Here is a 20,805-nt window from a genome sequence, read left to right on the forward strand (position 1 = left end):
CATCGCCATCGGTCGGGCCACGAGGAGCGTCCTCAAACGCGGAGACGGGCGGAATTATCCGTTCGTCGTATGTACGCCGGGCGCAGGATCGCCATGCGCATTCGTTCTAGAGCCACTTCACCTTCTTCAGGTAGCGGTACAGCACGATGCACACGACCGCGACGACGAGGATCATCACCGCGTAGCCGTGGCGGGTGTGGATCTCGGGCATGAACTCGAAGTTCATGCCGTACCAGCTCGCGAGCAGCGTGGGCACCGCGAGCAGGCCGGCCCAGCCGGCGAGTTTCTTGACGACTTCGCCCTGGTGGATGGCGACCATCGACAGGTTGACGCTGAGCGCGGCGCCGAGCATCTCGCGCAGGGTGTCGATGCCGTCGTTGACGCGCACCACGTGGTCGAGCACGTCGCGCAGGTAGAGCTTGGCTTCGTCGGAGAACAGCGCCATCGGGCTGCGGCTGAGCTGCGCCAGGATGTCCTGCAGCGGCGCGACGGCGAGCCGCAGCTGGGTCAGTTCCTTCTTCAGTTCGTACAGCTTGACGATGGTGTCCTTGCGCCAGGTCTCGGCGAAGATCTCGTGCTCGAGGTCGTTCAGTTCATCGCGGAAATCGTTGACGATGGGCTGGTAGTTGTCGACGATGAAATCGAGGATGCCGTACAGCGCGAATGCCGGGCCCTGCGCCAGCAGTTCGGGCTCGCGCTCGAAGCGGTCGCGCACCAGCCGGTACGACAGCGACGCGCCGTGGCGCACGGTCACGAGGAAGCGCGGGCCGATGAAGACGTGGGTCTCGCCGAAGCGCACGTGGCCGTCGACCAGCTGAGCGGTGTGCACGGCGATGAACAGCGACTTGCCGTAGACCTCGATCTTCGGGCGCTGGTGCGCGTGGTGCGCGTCCTCGATCGCGAGGTCGTGCAGGCCGAATTCCTCCTGCAGCTTGTCGAGCTGGGTTTCCTCGGGCTCGTACAGGCCGACCCAGATGAAGCTGCCGTCGTCGACCGCGAGCACGTCGCTGATGTCGTCCAGGCCGATGTCGGTGCGCGCGCCGTCGCGGTACACGGCGCAGTTGACCACGCAGGCCGGCAGCGATGGCGCGGCGGCGGGGGCGGAGGACGGCGTCTGCATGCGCGGCATCGTGCCGCGATCGGCCGGCATCGGCAAGCGCGGTGCGGACAAGTCGCGCGGCCCGGTCAGGCCGCGGCCGGCGCGCGGTCCGCGCCGCGCCACAGCGCGACGTGGATCGGCAGCAGCAGCGCGATCCAGTGCGCGTCGGCCTGCGGCGGATTGGCCAGCCAGTAGACGAACACCGCCAGCGCGGCGGCGACGGCATGCAACACCAGCACGCCACGGAACAGCCGTCCCGGTGCCCGCCCGCGCAGGCCGCGCCACAGGCCGGGCAGCAGCAGCCACGCCGTCGGCAGGAACAGCAGCAGGTTGCGGTTGGCCCAGGCGAAGCGGTGTTCGGTGCCCACCCACAGCAGCAGCATCACGCTGCCCAGCAGCGCCGCCGCGAACCAGAGGACGCCGGCGATCGCCAGCGCGGTGCGCGGGGCGCGCGCATGCAGCAGGCGCCACGCGAGCGCGATGCCCAGCCCCGCCAGCAGCCAGGGCCACCACGGCTGCGGCTGTTCCGCCGGCTCCGGCGCGACGCGGTGCGGCGCGACCTCTTCCTCGGCGGCCACCAGCGGGCGGCCGTCGGGCAGGCGGGCCTCGCGCAGGCCCTCGGCCAGGCGCATCGGCACGTAGGCCTCTTCCCACAGCGACATCGGTGCGTCGGCCGCCGGCCCGAGGCCGACGTCGAAGCCCCAGCGCATCCACCACGCCGGCCGCGCGAGGCGCACCGCTTCGCTGCGATAGGTGTTGCCGCGCGAACGCGAGGTCAGCTGCCGGCGCAGGTCGCCGCCCAGCGCGCGGTCGATCGCGTCGCGCACGCGGGTGGCGCAGTTGTCGGTGAAGTATTCGTAGCGGTAGCGCGCGTTCTCCGGCCGCGCGTTCTCGGCCAGCGCGCGGGCCATGGCCTCGGCCTGCGCGGGCGCGAGGTCCAGCCACTGGATGCGCACGCCGCGGCCGGTCTCGCGGTAGTAGCGCAGGTCCTGGTTCCACGGCAGTTCGGCGAGCCGGTACACCATGTCGCCGTGGATGAAATTCCCGACGAAACCGGGTTCGCCCGGGTCGAAGATGCCGAAGTTGTACGAGACCGGCGCGGCGCCCGGGTACTCGACGACGATGGCGTTGTGGCCGAAGCGTTCGAAGAAGATCTCGCCGGGCAGCATCGTGGCCACACCGATGCGCGGCGTGGACGGCGCGGCCCAGGCGATCGCCGACAGGCAGAGGAGCAGCAGGCCGAACAGGCCCCGGACGATGGTGCGGCGACGGCGCGTCACGGTGTCGGCGCGTGGCAGGCAGGAGCGGGTGGCGATCATGGCTGCGCACTATGCCATGGGGCGGGGCGGTCGCGATCCGCCGTGCCCGGGCCGCCGCCACTACGCCCGCGGGCGATCGCGGCGATGGCCCGGGTCACGCGTTCAGAGCTGGCCGTTGCGCCACGCCTGGTTCAGCTGCGCCAGCGTCACTCGGACGTTTTCGAGGCTGCCGACCGCGAGGTAGGTCGTGTAGGTCAGCGTGGTACCCGCGGCGACCGCGCCGATGCGGTAGACCGCGTTCCACTTCATCGTCGCGTTGCTCTCGATCGACGACGGGAAGCGGAACTGGCCGTAGCCCGCGCCCGGGAACTGCGGCTGCGGCAGCGACGGCGACCACACGCCCATCGCATGGCTGCCGCTCGGGGTCGACAGCACCAGCGGCTTGTTCTGTTCGCCCATCGGCAGCGAGGGCGACAGCAGCGTCAGCGACTGGGTGGCGTCGGTGTAGGTGTAGAACGCGGTCATGTCGCCGGCGAGGTAGCCGGTGGGTGCTTCGATGACGAGGCTGTTCACCGCTTCCGGGACATGGATCCGGGTGATGAAGCGGATCGCATGGCGCATGCCGGGCAGGCCGACCTGCACGTCGGTGTACGTGCGGTAGTTCGAGCGCGTCGTGGTGTTGATGACGGCGCCGCAGTGCGGATCGGTGGTGAACGGCGCCAGCCAGAACGCCGGCAGCGTCTGCGTCGACAGCTGGCTGGACGCCACCGACGCGGCTTCCAGCAGGCTGCTGGTGCCGGTGCTCAGGCCGTCGGGCGCGCTGCCGGCGAGGGTCGGGTTGTAGCACTCGCCGTAGCCGTTCTTCGACAGCGCCGGCTGCAGCTGGCGGCCGTGGTCGTAGGAATTGATGAACTCCTTGCCGTTCCAGAACACGCTGTCGATCGCGCCGGCGACGCGCCGCGATGCCGTCACCGAGAGGATGTCGTTGCGCGCCGTCCAGCGGTTGTACGCGCCGGTGGCTTCGTTCGGCCCGTAGCCGATGCGGCCTTCGCCGATGCCGTAGACCAGATAGTGCCGTAGCGCCAGCGCGTAGTTGCTGCCGTAGGCGGACGCGAGATCGGCATAGCGGCCGATGTACTGCGCGGAGTGGAAGTCCGGATGCGCCTGGCGGCCTTCGCACAGGCCGTTGCTGCGCCAGTGGTTGCGCGCGCCGGCGGCGGAATTGATGCCCGCGGCGCCGAGGTCGGCGTTCTCGTTGAGGTAGTACTGCCAGTTGAAGACGCGGGCGTCGTAGAGGTCGACGCCGCTGGCGTCGTTCGGATTGCACGCGGCGGCGGCATGGCCGGCGGCGAGGAGCAGGAGCGGGGCGATCAGTCGCGCGATCGTTCTGGACACGGGAAACCTCCTTGTGGGGTGGGCGTCCGTCGCGACGCACGGCCCGTTCGGTTTCGTCCGATTGCAATCCATGCCTTCCGCGACGGCCGGGCGAGCATAGCGCCACGGCCGTGCGGCTTCCGTGCGCCTGTGCGCACGGCGAGCGATCAAGTGCCGTGCACGCTCACGTGCAGCGTGTGCAGGCGACGCGCGTCCGCGTGCGCGACGCGGAAGCCGAAGCGCGCCAGCGTGAGTTCCTCGCCGGCCTCCGGCAGATGCCCGATGGCCGCGGTGACGAGGCCGCCGATGGTGTCGTACTCGTCGTCGGCGAAATCGGCACCGAAGCGCGCGTTGAAGTCGGCGATCGGCGTGAGCGCGTCGACCAGGTACTGGCCGTCGGCCTGCGCCGCGATCAGCGCGTTCGGGTCCTCGGCGTCGTCGTGCTCGTCGTCGATCTCGCCGACGATCTGCTCCAGCACGTCCTCGATGGTGACGAGGCCGGAGACGCCGCCGTACTCATCGATGACGATCGCCATGTGGTTGCGCGACTGGCGGAACTCGCGCAGCAGGATGTCCAGGCGCTTGGTTTCCGGCACCAGCACCGCCGGGCGCAGCAGTTCGCGCACGGTGCCCGGGCCGTCGTCGGCGACCACGCCGCGCAGCAGGTCCTTCGCCAGCAGGATGCCGAGGATCTCGTCCTTGTCCTCGCCGTGCACGGGGAAGCGCGAATGGCCGGATTCGACCACCTGCTTCATCAGCGGCACGAACTTGCCGTCGACCGGCAGCGCGACCATCTGCGCGCGGGGAATCATGATGTCGCCGACGGTGAGGTCGGAGATGGCCACGGCGCCTTCCATGATCCGCAGCGTGTCGGCGTCGATGACGCCGTCGGCCTGCACGTCGCGCAGCAGCTCGACCAGATCGTCCTGATTGTCGGGCTCGCCGGAGATCGCGGCGGTCAGGCGGGAGAACCAGGAGCGCCGCTTCTCGGGGGCCTTCTCCTGCGGTTTCGCGGCGCCATCCGGCGCGCGGGTACTGTCGTCCTCGGACATCGTCGTCTTGGGGGCGCCCGTGCGGGCGGGTGGGCCAGTGTAACGCGTCAGACCGGAGGGCGTCCCCCGCGCCGGGGGCGCCGGCGGTCAGTCCTGCACGCGGTAGGGATCGTCGATGCCCAGCCCGGCCAGGATTTCGCGCTCCAGCCGTTCCATGCACTCGGCCTCGCGTTCGTCCTGGTGGTCCATGCCCAGCAGGTGCAGCACGCCGTGCACGGTCATGTGCGCGTAATGATGCGCGACCGGCTTGCCCTGTTCGGCGGCCTCGCGCGCCACCACCGGTGCGCACAGCACCAGGTCGCCCATCAGCGGCAGAGTCACGCCTTTGGGCAACTTCACGCCCTCGGGCATTTCGCCCGGGAAACTCAGCACGTTGGTCGCGTAGTCCTTGCCGCGGTAATGCCGGTTCAGCGCGCGGCCTTCGTCCTCGCCGACGATGCGGATCGCGATGTCCGCCTCGCGGATGCGGCCTGCCGCCGCCGCCGCGACCCAGCGCCGGAAACTCGGCGCCGCGGGCACCCCGGCGCGCGCGGTGGCGTAGCCGACGGCGACGTCGAGGCGAATGGGACCCTGGGTCATGGTTTGCCGCCCCAGTCGCCGGGTTCGAAGCGGATGGCGACGACCTCGTTCCGCGCGTCCGGCGCGCGGATCGTCGCGTCCCGCGAGGTCCCCGTACAGCCGCGCCAGCCCATCTCGTCCATGGCCTGCAACACGAGCCCGACGCTTGCGGAGCCCACGTCGCCGACATAGGCCGACGTGTCGCCGCAGCGGCCGATGTTCTCGATCTCGAGCCCGGACACGAGGCCCTGGATCACGCGATCGGCTTCCGCGCGATGCGCCTTGTCCGGGGCAGTGCCATCGAACGTGATCGTGCCGCGCACGAAGTACATGTGGCGGACGAAGACATAGACGAACTTCGTCGCGGGCGTCACGCCGTCCGCACCGGCTTTCGGGTCGGTGTAGGTCACGGTGATGCGATTGCCGCGCAGCGGCGGCTGCGGATAGAGCTTCTGGTCCGTGCTTGCGGGATGAGGCGATACGGTGACGCTCTCCACACCATTCGCGGGAACCGGTTGCGGTCCGATCGCGACGGTCGTCGACTGGGCGGGACGCCGCGGCATCTTCACGGTGAAACCCGACTGGTCCGCGATCCGGAAATCCGCATATCCCGTGCGCGCCGCACCTGCTTGCAACGTTTCGGCGACGTGGTCGACCTCGTCGCCCAATGCCTTGCGTTCCGGAGTGTCGCCGGCCGGATGGATCACGAAGGTGATCTTCATGTCCGGCCGTGCTGCGTCCCGGTAGCGCAAGACGACGCCGGCCAGTCGCTGCGCCGGATCGTATTCGGGGGCATCGAGGGACCATGCCTCGAATGCACGAGGTGCCGAGATCCGCGATTCCTCGACGTAAGGCTGCAAGGGCACCTGCGCCGGAGCATCGGCGGCCAAGGCGCTGGCCGCGAGTCCGGCCAGGATTGCGCCGATCGCGAAGGTCTTCATGGCGTCGCGTCCTTCGCGCGCTCCGTCTTCGCCGCCTGCGCGTCGTACGCGCGGACGATCTTCGCCACCAGCGGGTGGCGCACCACGTCGCGGGCCTCGAAGAAGGTGAAGCTCACGCCTTCGACGTCGCGCAGCACCTCGATGGCGTCGCGCAGGCCGGACTTCACGGTCTTCGGCAGGTCGATCTGGCTGATGTCGCCGGTGACCACGGCGGTGCTGCCGAAGCCCAGGCGGGTGAGGAACATCTTCATCTGCTCGACGGTGGTGTTCTGCGCCTCGTCGAGGATCACGAACGCATCGTTGAGCGTGCGGCCGCGCATGTACGCGAGCGGCGCGATCTCGATGACGTTCTTCTCCAGCAGCCGCGCCACCTTCTCCACGCCGAGCATCTCGTACAGCGCGTCGTACAGCGGGCGCAGGTAGGGATCGACCTTCTGCGAGAGGTCGCCGGGCAGGAAGCCGAGCTTCTCGCCGGCCTCCACCGCCGGGCGCACCAGGATGATGCGCTGGATGCGCGCGGTGTTCAGCGCCTCCACCGCCATCGCGACCGCGAGGAAGGTCTTGCCGGTGCCGGCCGGGCCGACGCCGAAGTTGATGTCGTGGGTGGCGATCGCGTGCAGGTATTTCTGCTGGTTGGCGCCGCGGCCGCGCACGGTGCCGCGCTTGACCTTCACCGCGACGTCCTGCGGCGCGTAGGCGGCGCCGTCGTTGCCGGCGTCGTCCGCGGCCTCGTCGCTGCCGAGGCGCAGGTGGATGGCGGGTGCATCGAACACGACGTCCGCGGCTTCCGCGTAGAGCGCGCGCAGCAGTTTCTCGACGCCGGCCACGACGGCCTCGTCGTCGCCGCTGACGCGGAAGACGTTGCCGCGGTTGGCGATCTCCACGCCGCGGCGCAGTTCGATCTGGCGCAGGTGGGCGTCGAAGGGGCCGGCGAGGTTGGCGAGGCGTTCGGGGTCGGCCGGGTCGAGCGCGAAATCGCGATGGTGCCTGTGGAGCGCTTGGGTCTGCATACGCCGCGCAGGTTAGCGCGGGGCGGGGGCGAACGCCATGCGGAGACGCCGTTCGTCGGGTCGGGATCGACATTAATTAATCGATGAATTAATTATGGCGCATGCCTGCCGATGCCCCTGCCGCCACGTCGCCGTCCCCGGCCCGCCGTCCCCGTCGGCGCGCGCCCGGCCGTCCCCCGGGCGACGGCGACGATCTGCGCGGCCGGCTGCTGGACGCCGCGGTCGGGCGTTTCGCCCGGCAGGGCATCGCCGGCAGTTCGCTGCGCGACATCGCCCGCGACGCTGGCACCACGCCGGCGCTGGTGCACTACTACTTCGGCAACCGCGACGCGCTGCTGGAGGCGGTGATCGAGGAACGCCTGATGCCGGTGATGCAGACGGTGCGCATGCCGCTGCTGGCCGGAGGCGAGGACCTGCGCGCGATCGTGCGCGGCTTCGTGCGCGCCGTGCTCGGCATCGCCATGGCGCACCCGTGGCTGCCGCAACTGTGGGTGCGCGAGGTGCTGCACGAAGGCGGCGGTCTGCGCACGCTCATGTTCGATCGCATCGGTCCGCTGCTGCCGCAACTGCTCGCCGCGCGCTTCGCGCAGGCGCAGGCGGCCGGGCAGCTGAATCCGCGGCTCGATCCGCGCCTGCTGGTGCCGTCGCTGGTGGGCCAGACGATGTTCCTCGCCGCCAGCGCGCCGATCTGGCGCGGCCTCTTCGACGCGCAGGACATCGACGCCGATGCGCTCTGCGCCCATGTCATCGCCCTGCTCGAATCCGGTCTGGAGTTGCCCGCATGAACGTCCGCGCACGATCCCGTGCCTTCCCCCGCGTCGCCGGCCTGTTACTCGCCGCCGCGGCGCTGTCCGGCTGCGCAGACGAGGGCACGCAGGTGCTCGGCACGCTGGAGTACGACCGCATCACCCTGCCGGCGCCTGCGGCCGAGCGCATCGCCTCGGTGGCGGTGCACGAAGGCGAGCGGGTGAAGGCCGGCGCCGAGGTGATGACGCTGGAAACGACGCGCGTCGCCGCGCAGACCGAGGCCGTGCGCGCGCAGGCGCGGCAGCAGCGCGACGCGCTCGACGAACTGCAGGCGGGCACACGCAGCGAGCAGGTCGCGCAGGCGCGGGCGCAACTGGCCGGCGCACAGGCGCAGGCGCGCGACGCGCAGGCTTATCTCGGCCGCGTGGAGCCGCTGGGCCGGCGGCAGCTGGTGGCGAAGGTCGAGGTCGACCGTGCCCGCGCCGCCGCGCAGAGCGCCGACGCCCAGGTCCGCGCGGCGCAGGCGCTGCTGGACGAACTCGAACACGGCGCGCGCCGCGAGCGCATCGCCCAGGCGCAGGCCGCGGTCGACGTTGCGGAAGCACAGGCGTCGGCGCAGGCGGTGACGCTGGACAAACTGCGCATCGTCGCGCCGCGCGATGCCCGCATCGACAGCCTGCCGTACAAGCTCGGCGACCAGGCGCCGGTGGGTGCGCCGCTGGCGATCCTGCTGGTCGGCGACGCGCCGTACGCGCGCGTCTACGTGCCCGAGCCGATGCGTGCACACGTGAAGGTCGGCGATGCCGCGAGCGTGCACGTCGACGGCGTCGACAAGGCGTTGTCCGGGCACGTGCGCGCGATCCGCAGCGATCCCGCGTTCACGCCGTACTACGCGTTGAGCGGCAAGGACGCGGCGCGGCTGAGCTATCTCGCCGAGATCACGCTCGATGGCGGCACCGATCTGCCCGCGGGCGTGCCGGTGCAGGTCACGTTCGCCGGAGCGTCGCGATGAACGCCGTCGTCGACGGCGCGGTGCGCGGCGGTGTGCGCGCGCTGCTGCGCATGGAGGCGGCGCTGCTGTTCGCGCTGGCGCTGTGGGCCTACGGACGGTGGGGCGCGGGCTGGGGCATGTTCGCGGCGTGCTTCCTGCTGCCGGATCTCGCATTCCTCGGCTATCTCGCCGGTCCGCGCGTCGGTGCGCTGGCCTACAACGTCACGCACGCGCTGGTCGGTCCGCTGGCGACGCTCGCCCTCGGCATCGCCGGCGGCGAACGCACCGTGCTGGCGGCGGGCCTGATCTGGATCGCGCACGTCGTTTTCGACCGCATGCTCGGCTACGGCCTGAAATACGCAACGGGCTTCCGCACGACGCACCTCGGTCGCATCGGTCGCGATCACCCGGCGACCGGGATAGCCGCATGAACGCTGCCTCCGCCGATGCCGACGGCGACCTCGCCATCCGCGCCACCGGGCTGAGCAAGCATTTCGGCGCGTTGCGTGCGGTCGATGCGGTCGACCTGCGCGTGCCCAAGGCGCACGTCTACGGCTTCCTCGGGCCGAACGGTTCGGGCAAGTCGACCACGATCCGCATGCTCTGCGGCCTGCTCACGCCGACTGCCGGCGACATCGAGGTGCTGGGCCTGCGCATCCCCGAGCAGGCCGAGGCGCTGCGTCGGCGGATCGGCTACATGACCCAGAAGTTCGCGCTGTACGAGGACCTGAGCGTGCGCGAGAACCTGGAATTCCTCGCCGACGTGCAGGGCGTGCCGCGGGCGGAGCGGCGGGCGCGGGTCGACGAACTGATCGAGACCTACGACTTCGCCGATCGCCGCAACCAGCTCGCCGGCACCATGAGCGGCGGACAAAAACAACGATTGGCGCTGGCGGGCGCCACCGTGCATCGCCCGGAACTGCTGTTCCTCGACGAACCGACCAGCGCGGTCGATCCCGAATCGCGCCGCGACTTCTGGGAAAAGCTCTTCGATCTCGCCGATCGCGGCACCACGCTGCTGGTGTCGACGCACTACATGGACGAAGCCGAGCGCTGCCATCGCATCGCCATCCTCGATCGCGGCCGGCTGGTCGCCGATGGCACGCCGGCCGCGCTCACCGCCGCGCTGGCCGGACGCACACTGGGCGTGCGCGCGGCCGAACCGCGTCGCGCGCAGGCCGCGCTGCATGGCGCGCCGGACGTGCTCAGCGTGGCGCAGGTCGGCAACGCCCTGCGCGTGCTGACGACCGGCGGCCTCGACGCCGCGACGCTCGCCGCGCGGCTGCGCGCCGCCGGCCTCGACGCCGACGCCGCGGACATCGAGCCGAACCTCGAGGACGTGTTCGTCTCGGCCACGCATCCGGCCTCGCCCGCGGAGGCGGCATGAACCTGCGCCACATCCTCGCGATCGTGCTCAAGGAAATCCGCCAGATGCGGCGCGACCGCATGACCCTGGCGATGATGATCGGCATTCCCACGCTGCAGCTGGTGCTGTTCGGGTTCGCGATCAACCTCGACGTACGCAACCTGCCGGCGGCGGTGGCGGACATGGCGAACACCGCGGGCTCGCGCGCGCTGGTGGAGGACCTCTATGCCGCCGGCGTGGTGCGCCGCGCCGGGGAGGCGCGGACGCCGCAGGAGATCCGGTCGCTGCTCGACCGCGGCGCGATCAAGATCGGCGTGGTGGTGCCGCCGGATTTCGAGCGCCGCCGTCTCGACGGCCGCGACGCGGTGCAGGTGATCGTCGACGGCAGCGATCTGACCGTCCAGTCCGCGGCGCGCCAGCTCACGGCGCTGCCGCTGGACGGCCGCGCGTCGTCGTCCGCGTCGCCGATCGTCATGCTGCCGCTCTACAACCCCGAACGCCGTTCGGCGGTGAACGTGGTGCCCGGGCTGATCGGCGTGATCCTGACCATGACGATGGTGATGTTCACCGCGATGGCGATCGTGCGCGAACGCGAGCGCGGCAACCTCGAACTGCTGATCACTACGCCGGTGTCCAGCGCCGAGCTGATGATCGGCAAGGTGCTGCCATACGTCGCGGTGGGCCTGATCCAGACCACCGTGGTCCTGCTGCTGGGCATCGGCGTGTTCGCGGTGCCGGTGCGCGGATATCTGGTCGACGTCTATGCCGCGGCGATGCTGCTGATCGTCGCCAACCTCGCGCTGGGCCTGCTGGTGTCGACCCGCGCGCAGACACAGTTCCAGGCGATGCAGATGGCGTTCTTCCTGTTCCTGCCGTCGATCCTGCTGTCGGGGTTCATGTTCCCGTTCGATGGCATGCCGGTGGCGGCGCAGTGGATCGCGGAGGTGCTGCCGCTCACGCACTTCGTGCGCCTGATCCGCGGCGTGATGCTGCGCGGGGCGTCGTTGCCGTCGCTGTGGCCGGACGCGCTGGCGCTGGTGGTGTTCTCGGCGATCGCGATGACCGCGGCGATCTCGCGGTTCCGGAAGCGGCTCGATTGATCGATGCGCGCGCACGGCGTTCCGGCGGACGTCATCGCCTCCGCGAGACGCCGTGACCGTCGCGCGCGATGGTCACCCGGCCGCTTTGGCGGGTGAACGGGCGATGTGGCGGATGACCATCTCGGCGACGATGATGTTCATGGCCCACGAGACGACGAAGAGGACGTCGGAAAGCAGGCCGATCGGGGGCTGGCCGGTAATCAGGTAGAGCGGCATGTACACCAGCGCGACGGTCCCCAGGCCCATGCCGACCGCGTAAGAGCGGATCATCCAGGCGCGGTGGCGGATGATGTCGCGTTTGTGGATGGCCGCCATCGCGATCGCGAGCGCGATCAGCAGCGCCACGCCGAAGATGCCGCGGGCGATGCCGACCATGGGCGTCCTCACCGACGTCACCTGCGCGAGGATCGACAGGCCCGACAGGCCGATGGCCGCACCCGACAGCACGAAGATCCGGCCCAGCACCCGGTGCAGCCTGCCGAAGCGGTGGCGGAGGGCACGGACGAATTGCGTGGGACCGGTGATGCCGAACGCGACGCCTGCCAGGACATGGAGGAACCACGAGACGGGGGCCACGGCCAGATGGGCGCTGTCTTCGGGGTAGGTCCCGGACGGAATCTGGAACACTTCCACGAACGAATTCAGGATCGGGATGCCGGTCAGGACGGCGAGCAGCAGGACGAGCGCGATCGGGCGCCGGAAGAAGCGGAACATGGGATGTCCTTATCCATTCTGCGGGATGTGCTGCGTTCGATGCCGGCCCGCAGCGGCCCCGGGTTTCCTGGTGAATGCGGCGAGGGGCGGCGGCAGGGTCGCGATGGCGGGCGGGGGGCCGTCACAGCGACGCGAGGAACTCCTGCACCGCCGGCCCGAACCGCGCGAAGTCGACGAGGAAGGCGTCGTGGCCCTGCGGCGAGGGCAGGGCGAGACAGCGGGCGTCGGCGCCGCCGGCGAGCAGGCCGTCGGCGATCTCCTGCTGCTGCTGGATCGGGAACAGGATGTCGGTGTAGACGCCGATCGCCAGCGCGCGGTCGACGCGCAGCTTCGACAGGCCCTGCTCACAGGTGACCTGGCAGGATTCGCCGACGTCGAACCAGTCCATCGACCGGCTGAGGTAGAGGTAGCAGTTCGGATCGAAGCGGCGGATGAAGCGGCGCGCGTGGCCTTCGAGATAGCTTTCGACCTCGAATTCCAGGCCGAACGGATCGTCGTCGCGGCGCATCGAATCCAGGCGCACGCGGCCGAAGCGGCCGTCCCATTCCAGCGCCGAGCGATAGGTGATCACGCCGAGCTTGCGCGCGAGGCGCATGCCCGATTCCGGATACACCGCGTCGTCGTATTCGCCGTTGTTCCACTGCGGATCGAGCCGGATCGCTTCGCGCTGCAGCGAGCGGATCGCGATCGAGAACGGCTGCGCGCGCGCGGCGCCGGAGATGTTGACGTGGGCGTGGGCGATGCCCGGATGCCGCTGCAGCAGCGACAGCGCGACCATGCCGCCCATCGAGTTGCCGATCACGCACGCGAGCCGCGCGATGCCGAGCGCGCGGACCACGTGCGCCGCGGCGTCGGCGCCGTCTTCGACCGACAGCTCGGGGAACGACAGGCGGTACAGCGCGCCGGTGGCGGGGTCGATCGATGCGGGGCCGGTCGAGCCCTTGCAACTACCCAGCGAGTTCACGCAGATCACGAACCAGCGATCGGTGTCGATCGGCTTGCCCGGGCCGACCATGGGTTCCCACCAGCCGGGTTCGGGATTGTCGCCGTGGCTGGCGGCGTGCGCGTCGGGCGACAGGCCGGTGAGGATCAGGATCGCGTTGCCGGCCGCGGCGTCCAGCGTGCCCCACGTCTCGTAGGCCATGCGTGCGCCCTGCAGCGCGCCACCGCGCTTCATCGGGAACGGCGACGGCAGGTCGACGAAGCGGGTACCGGGGGGAATGAATTCGGTCATCCGTGGAATCCAGGCGGCAGGGCGAGAAGTGCGCCCGGCAGCTTACGCGATGCCCCGCCGCTTTTCCCGCCCGACGGCGGTCACTGCATGGGGGTGTCGAGGGACAGAATGGCGCGGATTGGCCGGTGATCCGAGCCGATGTCGGGACCGCGCGCGGTTTCGCCGCGCCGCCAGCCCGGGCCGGCGAGGACATGATCGATCGGAATACCGACATGCGCCGACGGCCAGGTAGGGGCGAGGTCGGTCGCGCGGCGCAGGCCGAGGCGCGCTGCATCGGCGAGCGCACGCGACCACGGCGTGGCGTTGAGGTCGCCGGCGATGATCGTCGGGCGCACCCGGGCCTCGCGTGCGAGCGTGCGCAGCAGGTCGTCGCGCGCCTGCTGCCAGTGCGGCGCCAGCGGCGGCATCGGATGCGCGGCGATCACCCGCACCGGGCCCCGTGCGGTGTCGACGGTCGCGGCCAGCGCGGGAATGCCGTCGGCGCTGTCGGTGCGCACGACGTCGTGCAACGGTCGACGCGACAGCAGGCCGATGCCGAACGGCGAGTCCGCCACGAAGAACGCGTGGTGCGGATAGGGGCCGGCGAGTGCCTGCTGCAGGCCTTCGGCGTACGCGGGCGTGAGTTCGACCAGCACGACGACATCGGCCGGCTGCGCGCGCAGCCATGCCGCGAGCGGTGCGGGATCGGGATTGCCGGCGTGCACGTTCGCGCTGGCGACGACCAGCGTCGGCACGGCGTCGTCACGGGCAGGAGGCAGCGCCGGGCTCGCGGTCCACAGCGGCAGCAGCGCCAGCGGCGTTGCCGCCCACCAGCGCCGGTCACGCCGCGCCGACAGCAGGCACAGGCCGATCCACACCGCAGAGCACGCCCACTGCCAGTGCGCGGCGAGATCGATCGCCCAGCCGATGAGGCCGACCGGCGCCGGCCAGATCGCGCTCAGCCACGGCAATGCGAAGCCGGCGAGGCAGAGACTCGCGAACGGGATCGGCAGGCGTCGTCGCCACCAGGCCGGAGGGTCGCGCGGCGTCGACATCGAGGCTCAGTGCGCCCGCGTCGCCGACCGTTGCGGCAGGCGCCACACCAGCAGTGCGATCGCCGCGAGCAGCACGCCGGTGGCGCCGCACCGGCTGAGCGCGAGGCCGCCGTGATCCAGCGGCTTGTCGAGGAAGTCGCCGACCACCGCGCCCAGCGGACGGGTCAGCACGAACGCCGCCCAGAACAGCGCCGTGCGCGAGATCCGCGTGAATGCCGCCGCGAGGGCGATCAGCGCGATGAGACCACCGAACACCAGCGCGCTGCCGAGGTAGCCGAGCCCGGCGTCGTCCGCGGTCCAGTCGCCGAGCGCGGTGCCCAGCGTCTGCGACAACATGATCGTCAGCCAGTAGAAGGCCTCGGATTTCGGTCCGGCGACGCCGCCGATGTCCAGCGATCCGAGCGCGCGATGCCAGGCGAAGAACGACACCGCGAGCGCCGCGGCCAGCAATGTGGAGCCACCGGCGTAGCCGACGCCGAGCGAGCGGTCGGCGTAGTCGGCGAGGGTGGTGCCGACGGTGGTGGAGGCGATGATCGTCGCCCAGTACAGCGCCGGCCGGAACGTGTGCGCGCGGATCTGCGCGACGACGGCGACGACGAACAGCGCGAAGAAGATCGCGGTGCCGACGAGGTAGCCGAGGTCCATCGACATCGACACCGCGTCGCCGCCAGTCTCGCCGAGCGTGGTCGCGAGGATCTTGAGAATCCAGAACCGGAGCGTGACCTCGGGCACCTTGGCGACGATGCGGGCGGCTGCGGACGGCGCGGCGTTCATCGCGCTTCGCCGCCGGTCATTCGCCGAGCGTGAGCGCGACCGGTCCCTTGGCCGGCAGCATCGTGCGCACCGGCTTCGATTCGATGTCGCCCGGCTGGCGCATCGGCGAGCCGCTGTCGGAGATGCGCGCGAGCACTTCGACTTCGCCCACCCCCGAGAGCTTCGCCGTCGGCATCGGGCCGTCGCCGTCGTCGAGCACGACCTTCAGCGGCAACTCCGACACGGTGTGCTTCTCGACCGCGATTGGCATCGGCGGGCCGTCGGGCCCGCGCGCGATCACGAACACGGTGGCGTCGCCGCGCAGGCGCACGCGCTCGGCGAACGCGGGATCGAGCGCGACCGTCACGGTCAGCGCGTGCGCGCCGGGGCCGGCCGCTTCCGCCGGCTTCGGCGCCGGCAGCGGCGGCAGGCCGGCGTCGCGGCGCGCGGCGTCGACTTCCGCGCGCAGGGTTGCGCCGTTCTCGTCGCCGAGCGTGGCGAGCAACGGCTCCCACAACTGCGCGGCCTCGGCGGCCTTGCCCTGCTGGCGCCGCGCGATGCCGAGGAAGAAGCGCGCGCGCTGGTGGTTCGCGTCCAGTTTCAGCGCGTGTTCGAGGTAGCCGACCGCCTGCGCATCGAAACGATGGCCGGCATCGGCCTGCGCGCGCACTTCCGCGGCGGCGGCGAGGTAGTCGGGTTCGTCCGGTGCGCGCTTCAGCACCTGCTCCCAGGCGCTGCGCGCGTCGGCGAAGCGGCCCGCCTGCGCATAGGCGCCGGCGAGCATCACCCAGCCTTCCTGATCGGGGAACCGGTCACGGCTGCGCTCCAGTTGTTCGATCGCCTGCGCCAGCGTGGCCGGGCGTTCGACCATCGCGGCGTCCAGCGCCATGGGCGTGCCTTCGGCGCGGTACAGGCCGCCCGCCAGCACGGCGAGTCCGGCGATGAGCATTGCGGCCGCGCGCGGGCGGGCGCGCCACAGCGGGTGCAGCACGAGGCCGAACGCCGCGAGCGTGAGCACGGTGGCGACGAGGGCGAACACGATGGCGGAGGCGGAACCGGACATCACCACTCCTGGGCGTCGTCGGCGGGCACCGGCGTCGCGGTCGCGGGGGCGCGGCGCAGCAGCCGCCAGATCACGACGCCGCCGACCAGCACGAACAGCAGCGGGCCGAACCACAGCAGCCACGTGGTCGGCGACACCCGTGGGCGATACAGCACGAACTCGCCGTAGCGATCGACGAGGTAGTCGCGGATCGCCTGGTCGTCGCGGCCCTCGCGCATCAGCGTCAGCACTTCGCGGCGCAGGTCGACGGCGATCTGCGCGTTGGAATCGGCCAGCGACTGGTTCTGGCACATCACGCAGCGCAGTTCGACCACGAGGTCGTGGAAGCGCTGCGCCTCGGCGGCGTTGCGGAACTGCAGCGGTGTCGCGTCGACGGCCTTCTGCGCGGACACGGCGCCGGCCAGCGCCAGCAGCAGCGTGCACAGCAGCAGGCGGACGGCGGCCTTCACTTGCGCTCCGTGGCGGCGAGCGCCGGCAGCAGCTCGGTGCGGACGATGTCGTCGGTCAGCGGGCCGACGTGCTTCCAGCGCACGATGCCCTGGCCGTCGACGAGGAACGTCTCCGGCGCGCCGTACACGCCGAAGTCGATCGCGGTCTGGCCGACCTCGTCGCTCAGCACCACCCAGTACGGATTGTTGAACTTCTCCAGCCACGCCAGCGCGTCGGCGCGCTCGTCCTTCCAGTTGAAGCCGATCACGCGCACGCGCTTGGTCTCGGCGAAGCGGGTGACGACCGGATGCTCGACCTGGCATTCCACGCACCAGCTGCCCCACACGTTCAGCACGTAGGGCTGGCCGCGCAGGTCCTTCGCGGTGACGACGCGGGTCGGCTCGTGCAGCACCGGCAGCGCGAAGTCGGGCGCGGGCTTGTTCAGCAGCGCGGACGGCAGCGCGTCGCGATCGGGATCGCGGCTGAGCCACACGCCGGCGGCCAGCAGCGCGGCGACGAGCAGGAAGGCGATGAAGGGAAGCCAGCGTTTCATGGCGGTATTCGATCAGATGCCGACGTTGTCGGAGAACTCGCCGGTGCGTTCCGGCGGCGGTGTGCGCATCGATTGCAGTGCGCGCTCGTGTGGCTCCTGGCGTGCCTTGCGGAACCGGCGGTCGGTGGCGGTCACGAACCCGCCCAGCGCCATCATCAGCGCGCCGATCCAGATCCAGCGCACGAACGGCTTGACGTGCACGCGCACCGCCCACGCGCCGCCGCCGAGCGGCTCGCCGAGGGCGACGAACAGGTCGCGGGTGGCGCCGGGCAGGATCGCCGCTTCGGTCATCACCTGGCCGCCGAGGTACTGGCGCTTCTCCGGGTGGATCACTTCCACGAGGCGATCGTCGCGCAGTACCTGCACGGTGCCGATGCTGGCGCGGTAGTTCGGGCCCGGTGCCTCGCGCACGCCGTCGAAGCGGAAGGCGTCGCGGCCGATGGTCAGCGTCTGCCCCGGGCGCAGCGCGACCTCGCGCTGCTGCAACTGCGCTTCGACCAGCAGCGCACCGATCAGGAACACCGCGATGCCGGTGTGCGCCAGCAGCATGCCGACCATCTCCGGCGTGAAGCGGCCGCCGGCCTCGCGCACGCGCAGCCACGCGAAGCGCGCGGTGCCCAGCGCGATCCACAGCGCGCCGGCCACGCCCGCGGCGGTCTTCAGCGGGCCCTGCGGCGCCTGGACATACGCGATCGCGCCGGCCACCAGCGCAAGCCCCAGCCACGGCAGCAGCAGCTTGAACGGCCGCGACAGCTGGTCGCGCTGCCAGCGCACCAGCGGGCCCAGCGGCAGCAGCGCCACCACCGGCGTCATCAGCACGATGAACAGCAGCGAGAAATAGGGCGGGCCGACCGAGAGCTTGGCATCGCTGCCCAGTGCGTCCAGCAGCAGCGGGAACAGCGTGCCGACGAACACCATCGCCGCGGCCGCGGTCAGCAGCAGGTTGTTGACCAGCAGCAGCGTCTCGCGCGAGCTGGCGGCGAACGGCTTGCCGCCGTCGATCTCAGGCGCGCGCAGCGCGTACAGCAGCAGCGAGCCGCCGACCACGATCGCGAGGAACACCAGGATGAACACGCCGCGGCCCGGGTCGGCGGCGAAGGCGTGCACGCTGGTCAGCACGCCGGAACGCACCAGGAACGTGCCCAGCAGCGACAGCGCGAACGCGGCGATCGCCAGCAGCAGCGTCCAGCTGCGGAAGCTGCCGCGCTTTTCGGTGGTCGCCTGCGAATGCAGCAGCGCGGCGCCGGCCAGCCACGGCATGAAGCTCGCGTTCTCGACCGGGTCCCAGAACCACCAGCCGCCCCAGCCGAGTTCGTAATACGCCCACCAGCTGCCCAGCGCGATGCCGAGGGTGAGGAAGCCCCAGGCGACGTTGGTCCACGGCCGCGTCCAGCGCAGCCAGCTCGTGATGGCCTCGGGGCCGGAGGATTCGCGATCCAGCAGCGCCGCGATCGCGAACGCGAACGGCACCGCGAAGCCGACGTAGCCCATGTAGAGCATCGGCGGATGGATGATCAGGCCCGGGTCCTGCAGCAGCGGGTTGAGGTCGCGGCCTTCCTCGGCCATCGGCAGCACCCGCGCGAACGGATTGCTGGTGAAGAACAGGAACGCGAGGAAGCCGGTGCTGATCGCGCCCATTGCGCCCAGCACGCGGGCGACCACGGCGTCGGGCAACGACCGCGAGAACAGCGCCACCGCCGCGGTCCACACCGCGAGGATCAGCGCCCACAGCAGCTGCGAGCCTTCGTGCGCGCCCCACACCGCCGAGAAGCGGTACATCACCGGCAGCAGCGAGTTGGAGTTCTCGGCGACGTAGCGCACCGAGAAATCCTGCACGAGGAAGGCATGGACGAGGATGAGGAACGCCGCGCCCACCAGCGCCAGCTGCACGAACGCCGCCGGCCGCGCCACCGCCATCCACGCCGTCACGCCACGATGCGCGCCCAGTGGCGGCAGCACCGCCTGCAGCAGCGCGACCAGCATCGCCAGGACGAGCGTGATCTGTCCGAACTCGGGAAGCTGGTGCATGCGGATCAGGGCTGTGCCGGCGCAGGCGCGGCGGGCACGTTGTGCTTCTTGTGCGCCATGCCCATCTTGTCGGCCACTTCCTTCGGCACGTAGGTCTCGTCGTGCTTGGCCAGCACCTGCTCGGCCACGAACACCTGGCCGTGCATGCGGCCGGTGGCGACCACCGCCTGCTTCTCGCGGAACAGGTCGGGCAGGATGCCGGTGTAGACGACCGGCAGTTCGGCGTCGCCGTCGGTCACCTTGAAGTGCGCTTCCATCGAGCCCTGCGCGCGCTGGAACGAGCCGGCCGCGACCATGCCGCCGAGGCGGAACACCGCGTCGCCCGCGACGACCTTCGCGCCGGCGTCGCCGTTGATCACTTCGCGCGGCGTGTAGAGGTAGGCCACGTTGCGCTGCAGCGCGAGGGTGACCAGCGTGACCGCGGCGCCGGCCGCGGCCAGGACCGCCAGCACCAGCCAGAGCCGGCGTTTGCGCGAAGGATTCATCGTTGCAGTTCCGTGGGAAGGGGGGCGGCCTTGGCGGCGGTGCGGCGATGGCGCAGGCGCACGCGGCGCAGGGTGCGGCGGATGCGCGCCAGCGGCGCGAGCAGGTCCCACAGCAGCACGCCGGCGAAGAGCGCGTAGGCGGCGGCGACGTAGCCGAAATAGGTCATGGCGCGGCCTCCGCGGCGTCGGCGCGTTCGCGCACCCAGTCCTTGCCGGCCTCGCGGTCGAGGTTGTCGGCGCGGGCGCGCAGCAGCAGCGAGCCCAGGAACCAGAACTTGGTGCCGATCAGCATCACGATCAGCGGCGGCAGCATGCTGGCGTCCATGCTGGACTTGCCGAACATGCGGATCGTCTGGCCCTGGTGCAGCGAGTTCCACCATTCCACCGAGTAGCGGATCACCGGCAGCAGCGCGACGCCGACGATCGCCAGCAGCCCGGCGGCGCGCGCGGCGTTGCGGCGGTCGTCGATGGCCTGGTACAGGCCGATCACGCCGAGGTACAGGAACAGCAGGATGAGTTCGCTGGTCAGCCGCGGGTCCCATTCCCACCAGGTGCCCCACATCGGCTTGCCCCAGATCGAGCCGGTGGCCAGCGTGATGACGGTGAACGCGGCGCCGATCGGCGCGCAGGCCATCGCCAGGATCTCGCACAGCTTGATCCGCCAGACCAGGCCGATCGCGGCGTAGAACGCCATCAGCGCGAAGATGAACATGCTCATCCACGCCGACGGCACGTGGATGTAGAGGATGCGGAAGCTGTCGCCCTGCTGGTAGTCGGACGGCACGAAGAACCATGCGCCCACGCCGGGCAGCGCCGACAGCAGATTGAGCGCCCAGGCCACGCCGATCGCCATGACCAGCGCGCCCGTACCGAAGCTCCACGGCGCCCAGCGCGCGGCGAAGCGGTCGAAGTAGGGCGGCGAACCGAGTTGGTGGAACCAGCGGACGAGTGGATTCATGCCAGGGAATTCATGCCGGGGGAGTCGGGCCTGGAAGGTCGGGGCAAAGCGCGGACG

General features: G+C 70.8%; 22 protein-coding genes and 1 pseudogene. 5 read left to right on the plus strand and 18 right to left on the minus strand.

Going from position 1 to position 20,805, the window contains the following annotated elements:
* Positions 1 to 106: 106 nt before the first annotated feature.
* From corA to ACT53Q_RS16315, 7 genes are all read right to left on the minus strand, one after another.
* Complete coding sequence (gene corA / locus ACT53Q_RS16285) at positions 107 to 1,129, minus strand: magnesium/cobalt transporter CorA (RefSeq protein ID WP_476187803.1); 1,023 nt, start codon at positions 1,127 to 1,129, stop codon at positions 107 to 109.
* Positions 1,130 to 1,185: 56 nt separating this feature from the next.
* Positions 1,186 to 2,418, minus strand: a complete 1,233-nt coding sequence (locus ACT53Q_RS16290; protein WP_476187704.1) for a lipoprotein N-acyltransferase Lnb domain-containing protein — start codon at positions 2,416 to 2,418, stop codon at positions 1,186 to 1,188.
* A 102-nt stretch (positions 2,419 to 2,520) separates the two neighbouring features.
* Positions 2,521 to 3,753, minus strand: a complete 1,233-nt coding sequence (locus tag ACT53Q_RS16295) for a hypothetical protein (protein ID WP_476187705.1) — start codon at positions 3,751 to 3,753, stop codon at positions 2,521 to 2,523.
* A 146-nt stretch (positions 3,754 to 3,899) separates the two neighbouring features.
* Positions 3,900 to 4,784, minus strand: coding sequence for an HlyC/CorC family transporter (locus tag ACT53Q_RS16300; RefSeq protein ID WP_476187706.1), 885 nt, complete (start codon positions 4,782 to 4,784; stop codon positions 3,900 to 3,902).
* An 87-nt stretch (positions 4,785 to 4,871) separates the two neighbouring features.
* A complete protein-coding gene (gene ybeY, locus ACT53Q_RS16305) occupies positions 4,872 to 5,363 on the minus strand; it encodes an rRNA maturation RNase YbeY (RefSeq protein WP_476187707.1) in 492 nt (163 codons plus the stop codon).
* Positions 5,360 to 6,283 carry a hypothetical protein gene (locus tag ACT53Q_RS16310; RefSeq protein WP_476187708.1) on the minus strand — a complete coding sequence of 308 codons (924 nt, stop codon included), beginning with the start codon at positions 6,281 to 6,283 and terminating at the stop codon, positions 5,360 to 5,362. Before ACT53Q_RS16310 ends, ybeY begins: the two co-directional genes overlap by 4 nt.
* Positions 6,280 to 7,293, minus strand: coding sequence for a PhoH family protein (locus tag ACT53Q_RS16315; RefSeq protein WP_476187709.1), 1,014 nt, complete (start codon positions 7,291 to 7,293; stop codon positions 6,280 to 6,282). Before ACT53Q_RS16315 ends, ACT53Q_RS16310 begins: the two co-directional genes overlap by 4 nt.
* A 101-nt stretch (positions 7,294 to 7,394) precedes the next feature.
* Here ACT53Q_RS16315 and ACT53Q_RS16320 point away from each other — a divergent pair, with 101 nt between their 5' ends.
* The 5 genes from ACT53Q_RS16320 to ACT53Q_RS16340 are packed head-to-tail and all read left to right on the plus strand — an operon-like array spanning position 7,395 to position 11,497.
* Positions 7,395 to 8,078, plus strand: coding sequence for a TetR/AcrR family transcriptional regulator (locus ACT53Q_RS16320; RefSeq protein WP_476187710.1), 684 nt, complete (start codon positions 7,395 to 7,397; stop codon positions 8,076 to 8,078).
* Positions 8,075 to 9,052 (plus strand): HlyD family secretion protein, encoded by a 978-nt coding sequence (locus tag ACT53Q_RS16325; RefSeq protein WP_476187711.1) that lies wholly within the window; start codon positions 8,075 to 8,077, stop codon positions 9,050 to 9,052. Before ACT53Q_RS16320 ends, ACT53Q_RS16325 begins: the two co-directional genes overlap by 4 nt.
* Positions 9,049 to 9,462 (plus strand): DUF4260 domain-containing protein, encoded by a 414-nt coding sequence (locus ACT53Q_RS16330; protein ID WP_476187712.1) that lies wholly within the window; start codon positions 9,049 to 9,051, stop codon positions 9,460 to 9,462. Before ACT53Q_RS16325 ends, ACT53Q_RS16330 begins: the two co-directional genes overlap by 4 nt.
* A 35-nt stretch (positions 9,463 to 9,497) precedes the next feature.
* Entirely contained in the window at positions 9,498 to 10,418 is a 921-nt protein-coding gene (locus ACT53Q_RS16335; protein ID WP_476187804.1) for an ABC transporter ATP-binding protein, read from the plus strand.
* Positions 10,415 to 11,497, plus strand: a complete 1,083-nt coding sequence (locus ACT53Q_RS16340; RefSeq protein ID WP_476187713.1) for an ABC transporter permease — start codon at positions 10,415 to 10,417, stop codon at positions 11,495 to 11,497. Before ACT53Q_RS16335 ends, ACT53Q_RS16340 begins: the two co-directional genes overlap by 4 nt.
* A gap of 72 nt (positions 11,498 to 11,569) precedes the next feature.
* Here the strand turns inward: ACT53Q_RS16340 and ACT53Q_RS16345 are convergent, their stop codons facing one another.
* The 11 genes and pseudogenes from ACT53Q_RS16345 to ACT53Q_RS16395 form a co-directional block, all read right to left on the minus strand.
* Positions 11,570 to 12,211, minus strand: a complete 642-nt coding sequence (locus ACT53Q_RS16345) for a DUF2306 domain-containing protein (RefSeq protein WP_476187714.1) — start codon at positions 12,209 to 12,211, stop codon at positions 11,570 to 11,572.
* A gap of 121 nt (positions 12,212 to 12,332) precedes the next feature.
* Positions 12,333 to 13,445 (minus strand): homoserine O-acetyltransferase MetX, encoded by a 1,113-nt coding sequence (gene metX, locus ACT53Q_RS16350; protein ID WP_476187715.1) that lies wholly within the window; start codon positions 13,443 to 13,445, stop codon positions 12,333 to 12,335.
* An 80-nt stretch (positions 13,446 to 13,525) separates the two neighbouring features.
* Positions 13,526 to 14,479: an endonuclease/exonuclease/phosphatase family protein gene (locus tag ACT53Q_RS16355; RefSeq protein ID WP_476187716.1), complete on the minus strand. Its 954-nt coding sequence runs from the start codon at positions 14,477 to 14,479 to the stop codon at positions 13,526 to 13,528.
* A gap of 6 nt (positions 14,480 to 14,485) precedes the next feature.
* Positions 14,486 to 15,253, minus strand: coding sequence for a COG4705 family protein (locus tag ACT53Q_RS16360; protein ID WP_476187717.1), 768 nt, complete (start codon positions 15,251 to 15,253; stop codon positions 14,486 to 14,488).
* Between the two features lie 16 nt (positions 15,254 to 15,269).
* Entirely contained in the window at positions 15,270 to 16,295 is a 1,026-nt protein-coding gene (locus tag ACT53Q_RS16365; protein ID WP_476187718.1) for a tetratricopeptide repeat protein, read from the minus strand.
* Positions 16,295 to 16,744, minus strand: coding sequence for a cytochrome c-type biogenesis protein (locus ACT53Q_RS16370; RefSeq protein ID WP_476187719.1), 450 nt, complete (start codon positions 16,742 to 16,744; stop codon positions 16,295 to 16,297). The genes ACT53Q_RS16365 and ACT53Q_RS16370 overlap by 1 nt, the downstream gene beginning before the upstream one ends.
* Complete coding sequence (locus ACT53Q_RS16375; protein ID WP_476170179.1) at positions 16,741 to 17,277, minus strand: DsbE family thiol:disulfide interchange protein; 537 nt, start codon at positions 17,275 to 17,277, stop codon at positions 16,741 to 16,743. The genes ACT53Q_RS16370 and ACT53Q_RS16375 overlap by 4 nt, the downstream gene beginning before the upstream one ends.
* A gap of 102 nt (positions 17,278 to 17,379) precedes the next feature.
* Positions 17,380 to 19,305: pseudogene (locus tag ACT53Q_RS16380) on the minus strand (heme lyase CcmF/NrfE family subunit); the annotation flags it as partial.
* A 5-nt stretch (positions 19,306 to 19,310) separates the two neighbouring features.
* The gene (gene ccmE, locus ACT53Q_RS16385) at positions 19,311 to 19,790 is read right to left on the minus strand and encodes a cytochrome c maturation protein CcmE (RefSeq protein WP_476187720.1); all 480 of its coding nucleotides are present in this window, start codon (positions 19,788 to 19,790) and stop codon (positions 19,311 to 19,313) included.
* Positions 19,787 to 19,957 (minus strand): heme exporter protein CcmD, encoded by a 171-nt coding sequence (ccmD, locus tag ACT53Q_RS16390; protein ID WP_476187721.1) that lies wholly within the window; start codon positions 19,955 to 19,957, stop codon positions 19,787 to 19,789. Before ccmD ends, ccmE begins: the two co-directional genes overlap by 4 nt.
* Positions 19,954 to 20,748 carry a heme ABC transporter permease gene (locus ACT53Q_RS16395; protein WP_476187722.1) on the minus strand — a complete coding sequence of 265 codons (795 nt, stop codon included), beginning with the start codon at positions 20,746 to 20,748 and terminating at the stop codon, positions 19,954 to 19,956. Before ACT53Q_RS16395 ends, ccmD begins: the two co-directional genes overlap by 4 nt.
* Positions 20,749 to 20,805: the final 57 nt, after the last annotated feature.

The organism is Lysobacter sp. DMC97 (genome assembly GCF_056313745.1).

What these genes read in the sequence shown, in the direction of transcription:
- corA (WP_476187803.1), bottom strand. Translation starts at nt 1,129, where the DNA reads ATGCCGCGCATGCAGACGCCGTCCTCCGCCCCCGCCGCCGCGCCATCG.
- ACT53Q_RS16290 (WP_476187704.1), bottom strand. Translation starts at nt 2,418, where the DNA reads ATGATCGCCACCCGCTCCTGCCTGCCACGCGCCGACACCGTGACGCGC.
- ACT53Q_RS16300 (WP_476187706.1), bottom strand. Translation starts at nt 4,784, where the DNA reads ATGTCCGAGGACGACAGTACCCGCGCGCCGGATGGCGCCGCGAAACCG.
- ybeY (WP_476187707.1), bottom strand. Translation starts at nt 5,363, where the DNA reads ATGACCCAGGGTCCCATTCGCCTCGACGTCGCCGTCGGCTACGCCACC.
- ACT53Q_RS16310 (WP_476187708.1), bottom strand. Translation starts at nt 6,283, where the DNA reads ATGAAGACCTTCGCGATCGGCGCAATCCTGGCCGGACTCGCGGCCAGC.
- ACT53Q_RS16315 (WP_476187709.1), bottom strand. Translation starts at nt 7,293, where the DNA reads ATGCAGACCCAAGCGCTCCACAGGCACCATCGCGATTTCGCGCTCGAC.
- ACT53Q_RS16320 (WP_476187710.1), top strand. Translation starts at nt 7,395, where the DNA reads ATGCCTGCCGATGCCCCTGCCGCCACGTCGCCGTCCCCGGCCCGCCGT.
- ACT53Q_RS16325 (WP_476187711.1), top strand. Translation starts at nt 8,075, where the DNA reads ATGAACGTCCGCGCACGATCCCGTGCCTTCCCCCGCGTCGCCGGCCTG.
- ACT53Q_RS16330 (WP_476187712.1), top strand. Translation starts at nt 9,049, where the DNA reads ATGAACGCCGTCGTCGACGGCGCGGTGCGCGGCGGTGTGCGCGCGCTG.
- ACT53Q_RS16340 (WP_476187713.1), top strand. Translation starts at nt 10,415, where the DNA reads ATGAACCTGCGCCACATCCTCGCGATCGTGCTCAAGGAAATCCGCCAG.
- ACT53Q_RS16345 (WP_476187714.1), bottom strand. Translation starts at nt 12,211, where the DNA reads ATGTTCCGCTTCTTCCGGCGCCCGATCGCGCTCGTCCTGCTGCTCGCC.
- metX (WP_476187715.1), bottom strand. Translation starts at nt 13,445, where the DNA reads ATGACCGAATTCATTCCCCCCGGTACCCGCTTCGTCGACCTGCCGTCG.
- ACT53Q_RS16355 (WP_476187716.1), bottom strand. Translation starts at nt 14,479, where the DNA reads ATGTCGACGCCGCGCGACCCTCCGGCCTGGTGGCGACGACGCCTGCCG.
- ACT53Q_RS16360 (WP_476187717.1), bottom strand. Translation starts at nt 15,253, where the DNA reads ATGAACGCCGCGCCGTCCGCAGCCGCCCGCATCGTCGCCAAGGTGCCC.
- ACT53Q_RS16365 (WP_476187718.1), bottom strand. Translation starts at nt 16,295, where the DNA reads ATGTCCGGTTCCGCCTCCGCCATCGTGTTCGCCCTCGTCGCCACCGTG.
- ACT53Q_RS16375 (WP_476170179.1), bottom strand. Translation starts at nt 17,277, where the DNA reads ATGAAACGCTGGCTTCCCTTCATCGCCTTCCTGCTCGTCGCCGCGCTG.
- ccmE (WP_476187720.1), bottom strand. Translation starts at nt 19,790, where the DNA reads ATGAATCCTTCGCGCAAACGCCGGCTCTGGCTGGTGCTGGCGGTCCTG.
- ccmD (WP_476187721.1), bottom strand. Translation starts at nt 19,957, where the DNA reads ATGACCTATTTCGGCTACGTCGCCGCCGCCTACGCGCTCTTCGCCGGC.
- ACT53Q_RS16395 (WP_476187722.1), bottom strand. Translation starts at nt 20,748, where the DNA reads ATGAATCCACTCGTCCGCTGGTTCCACCAACTCGGTTCGCCGCCCTAC.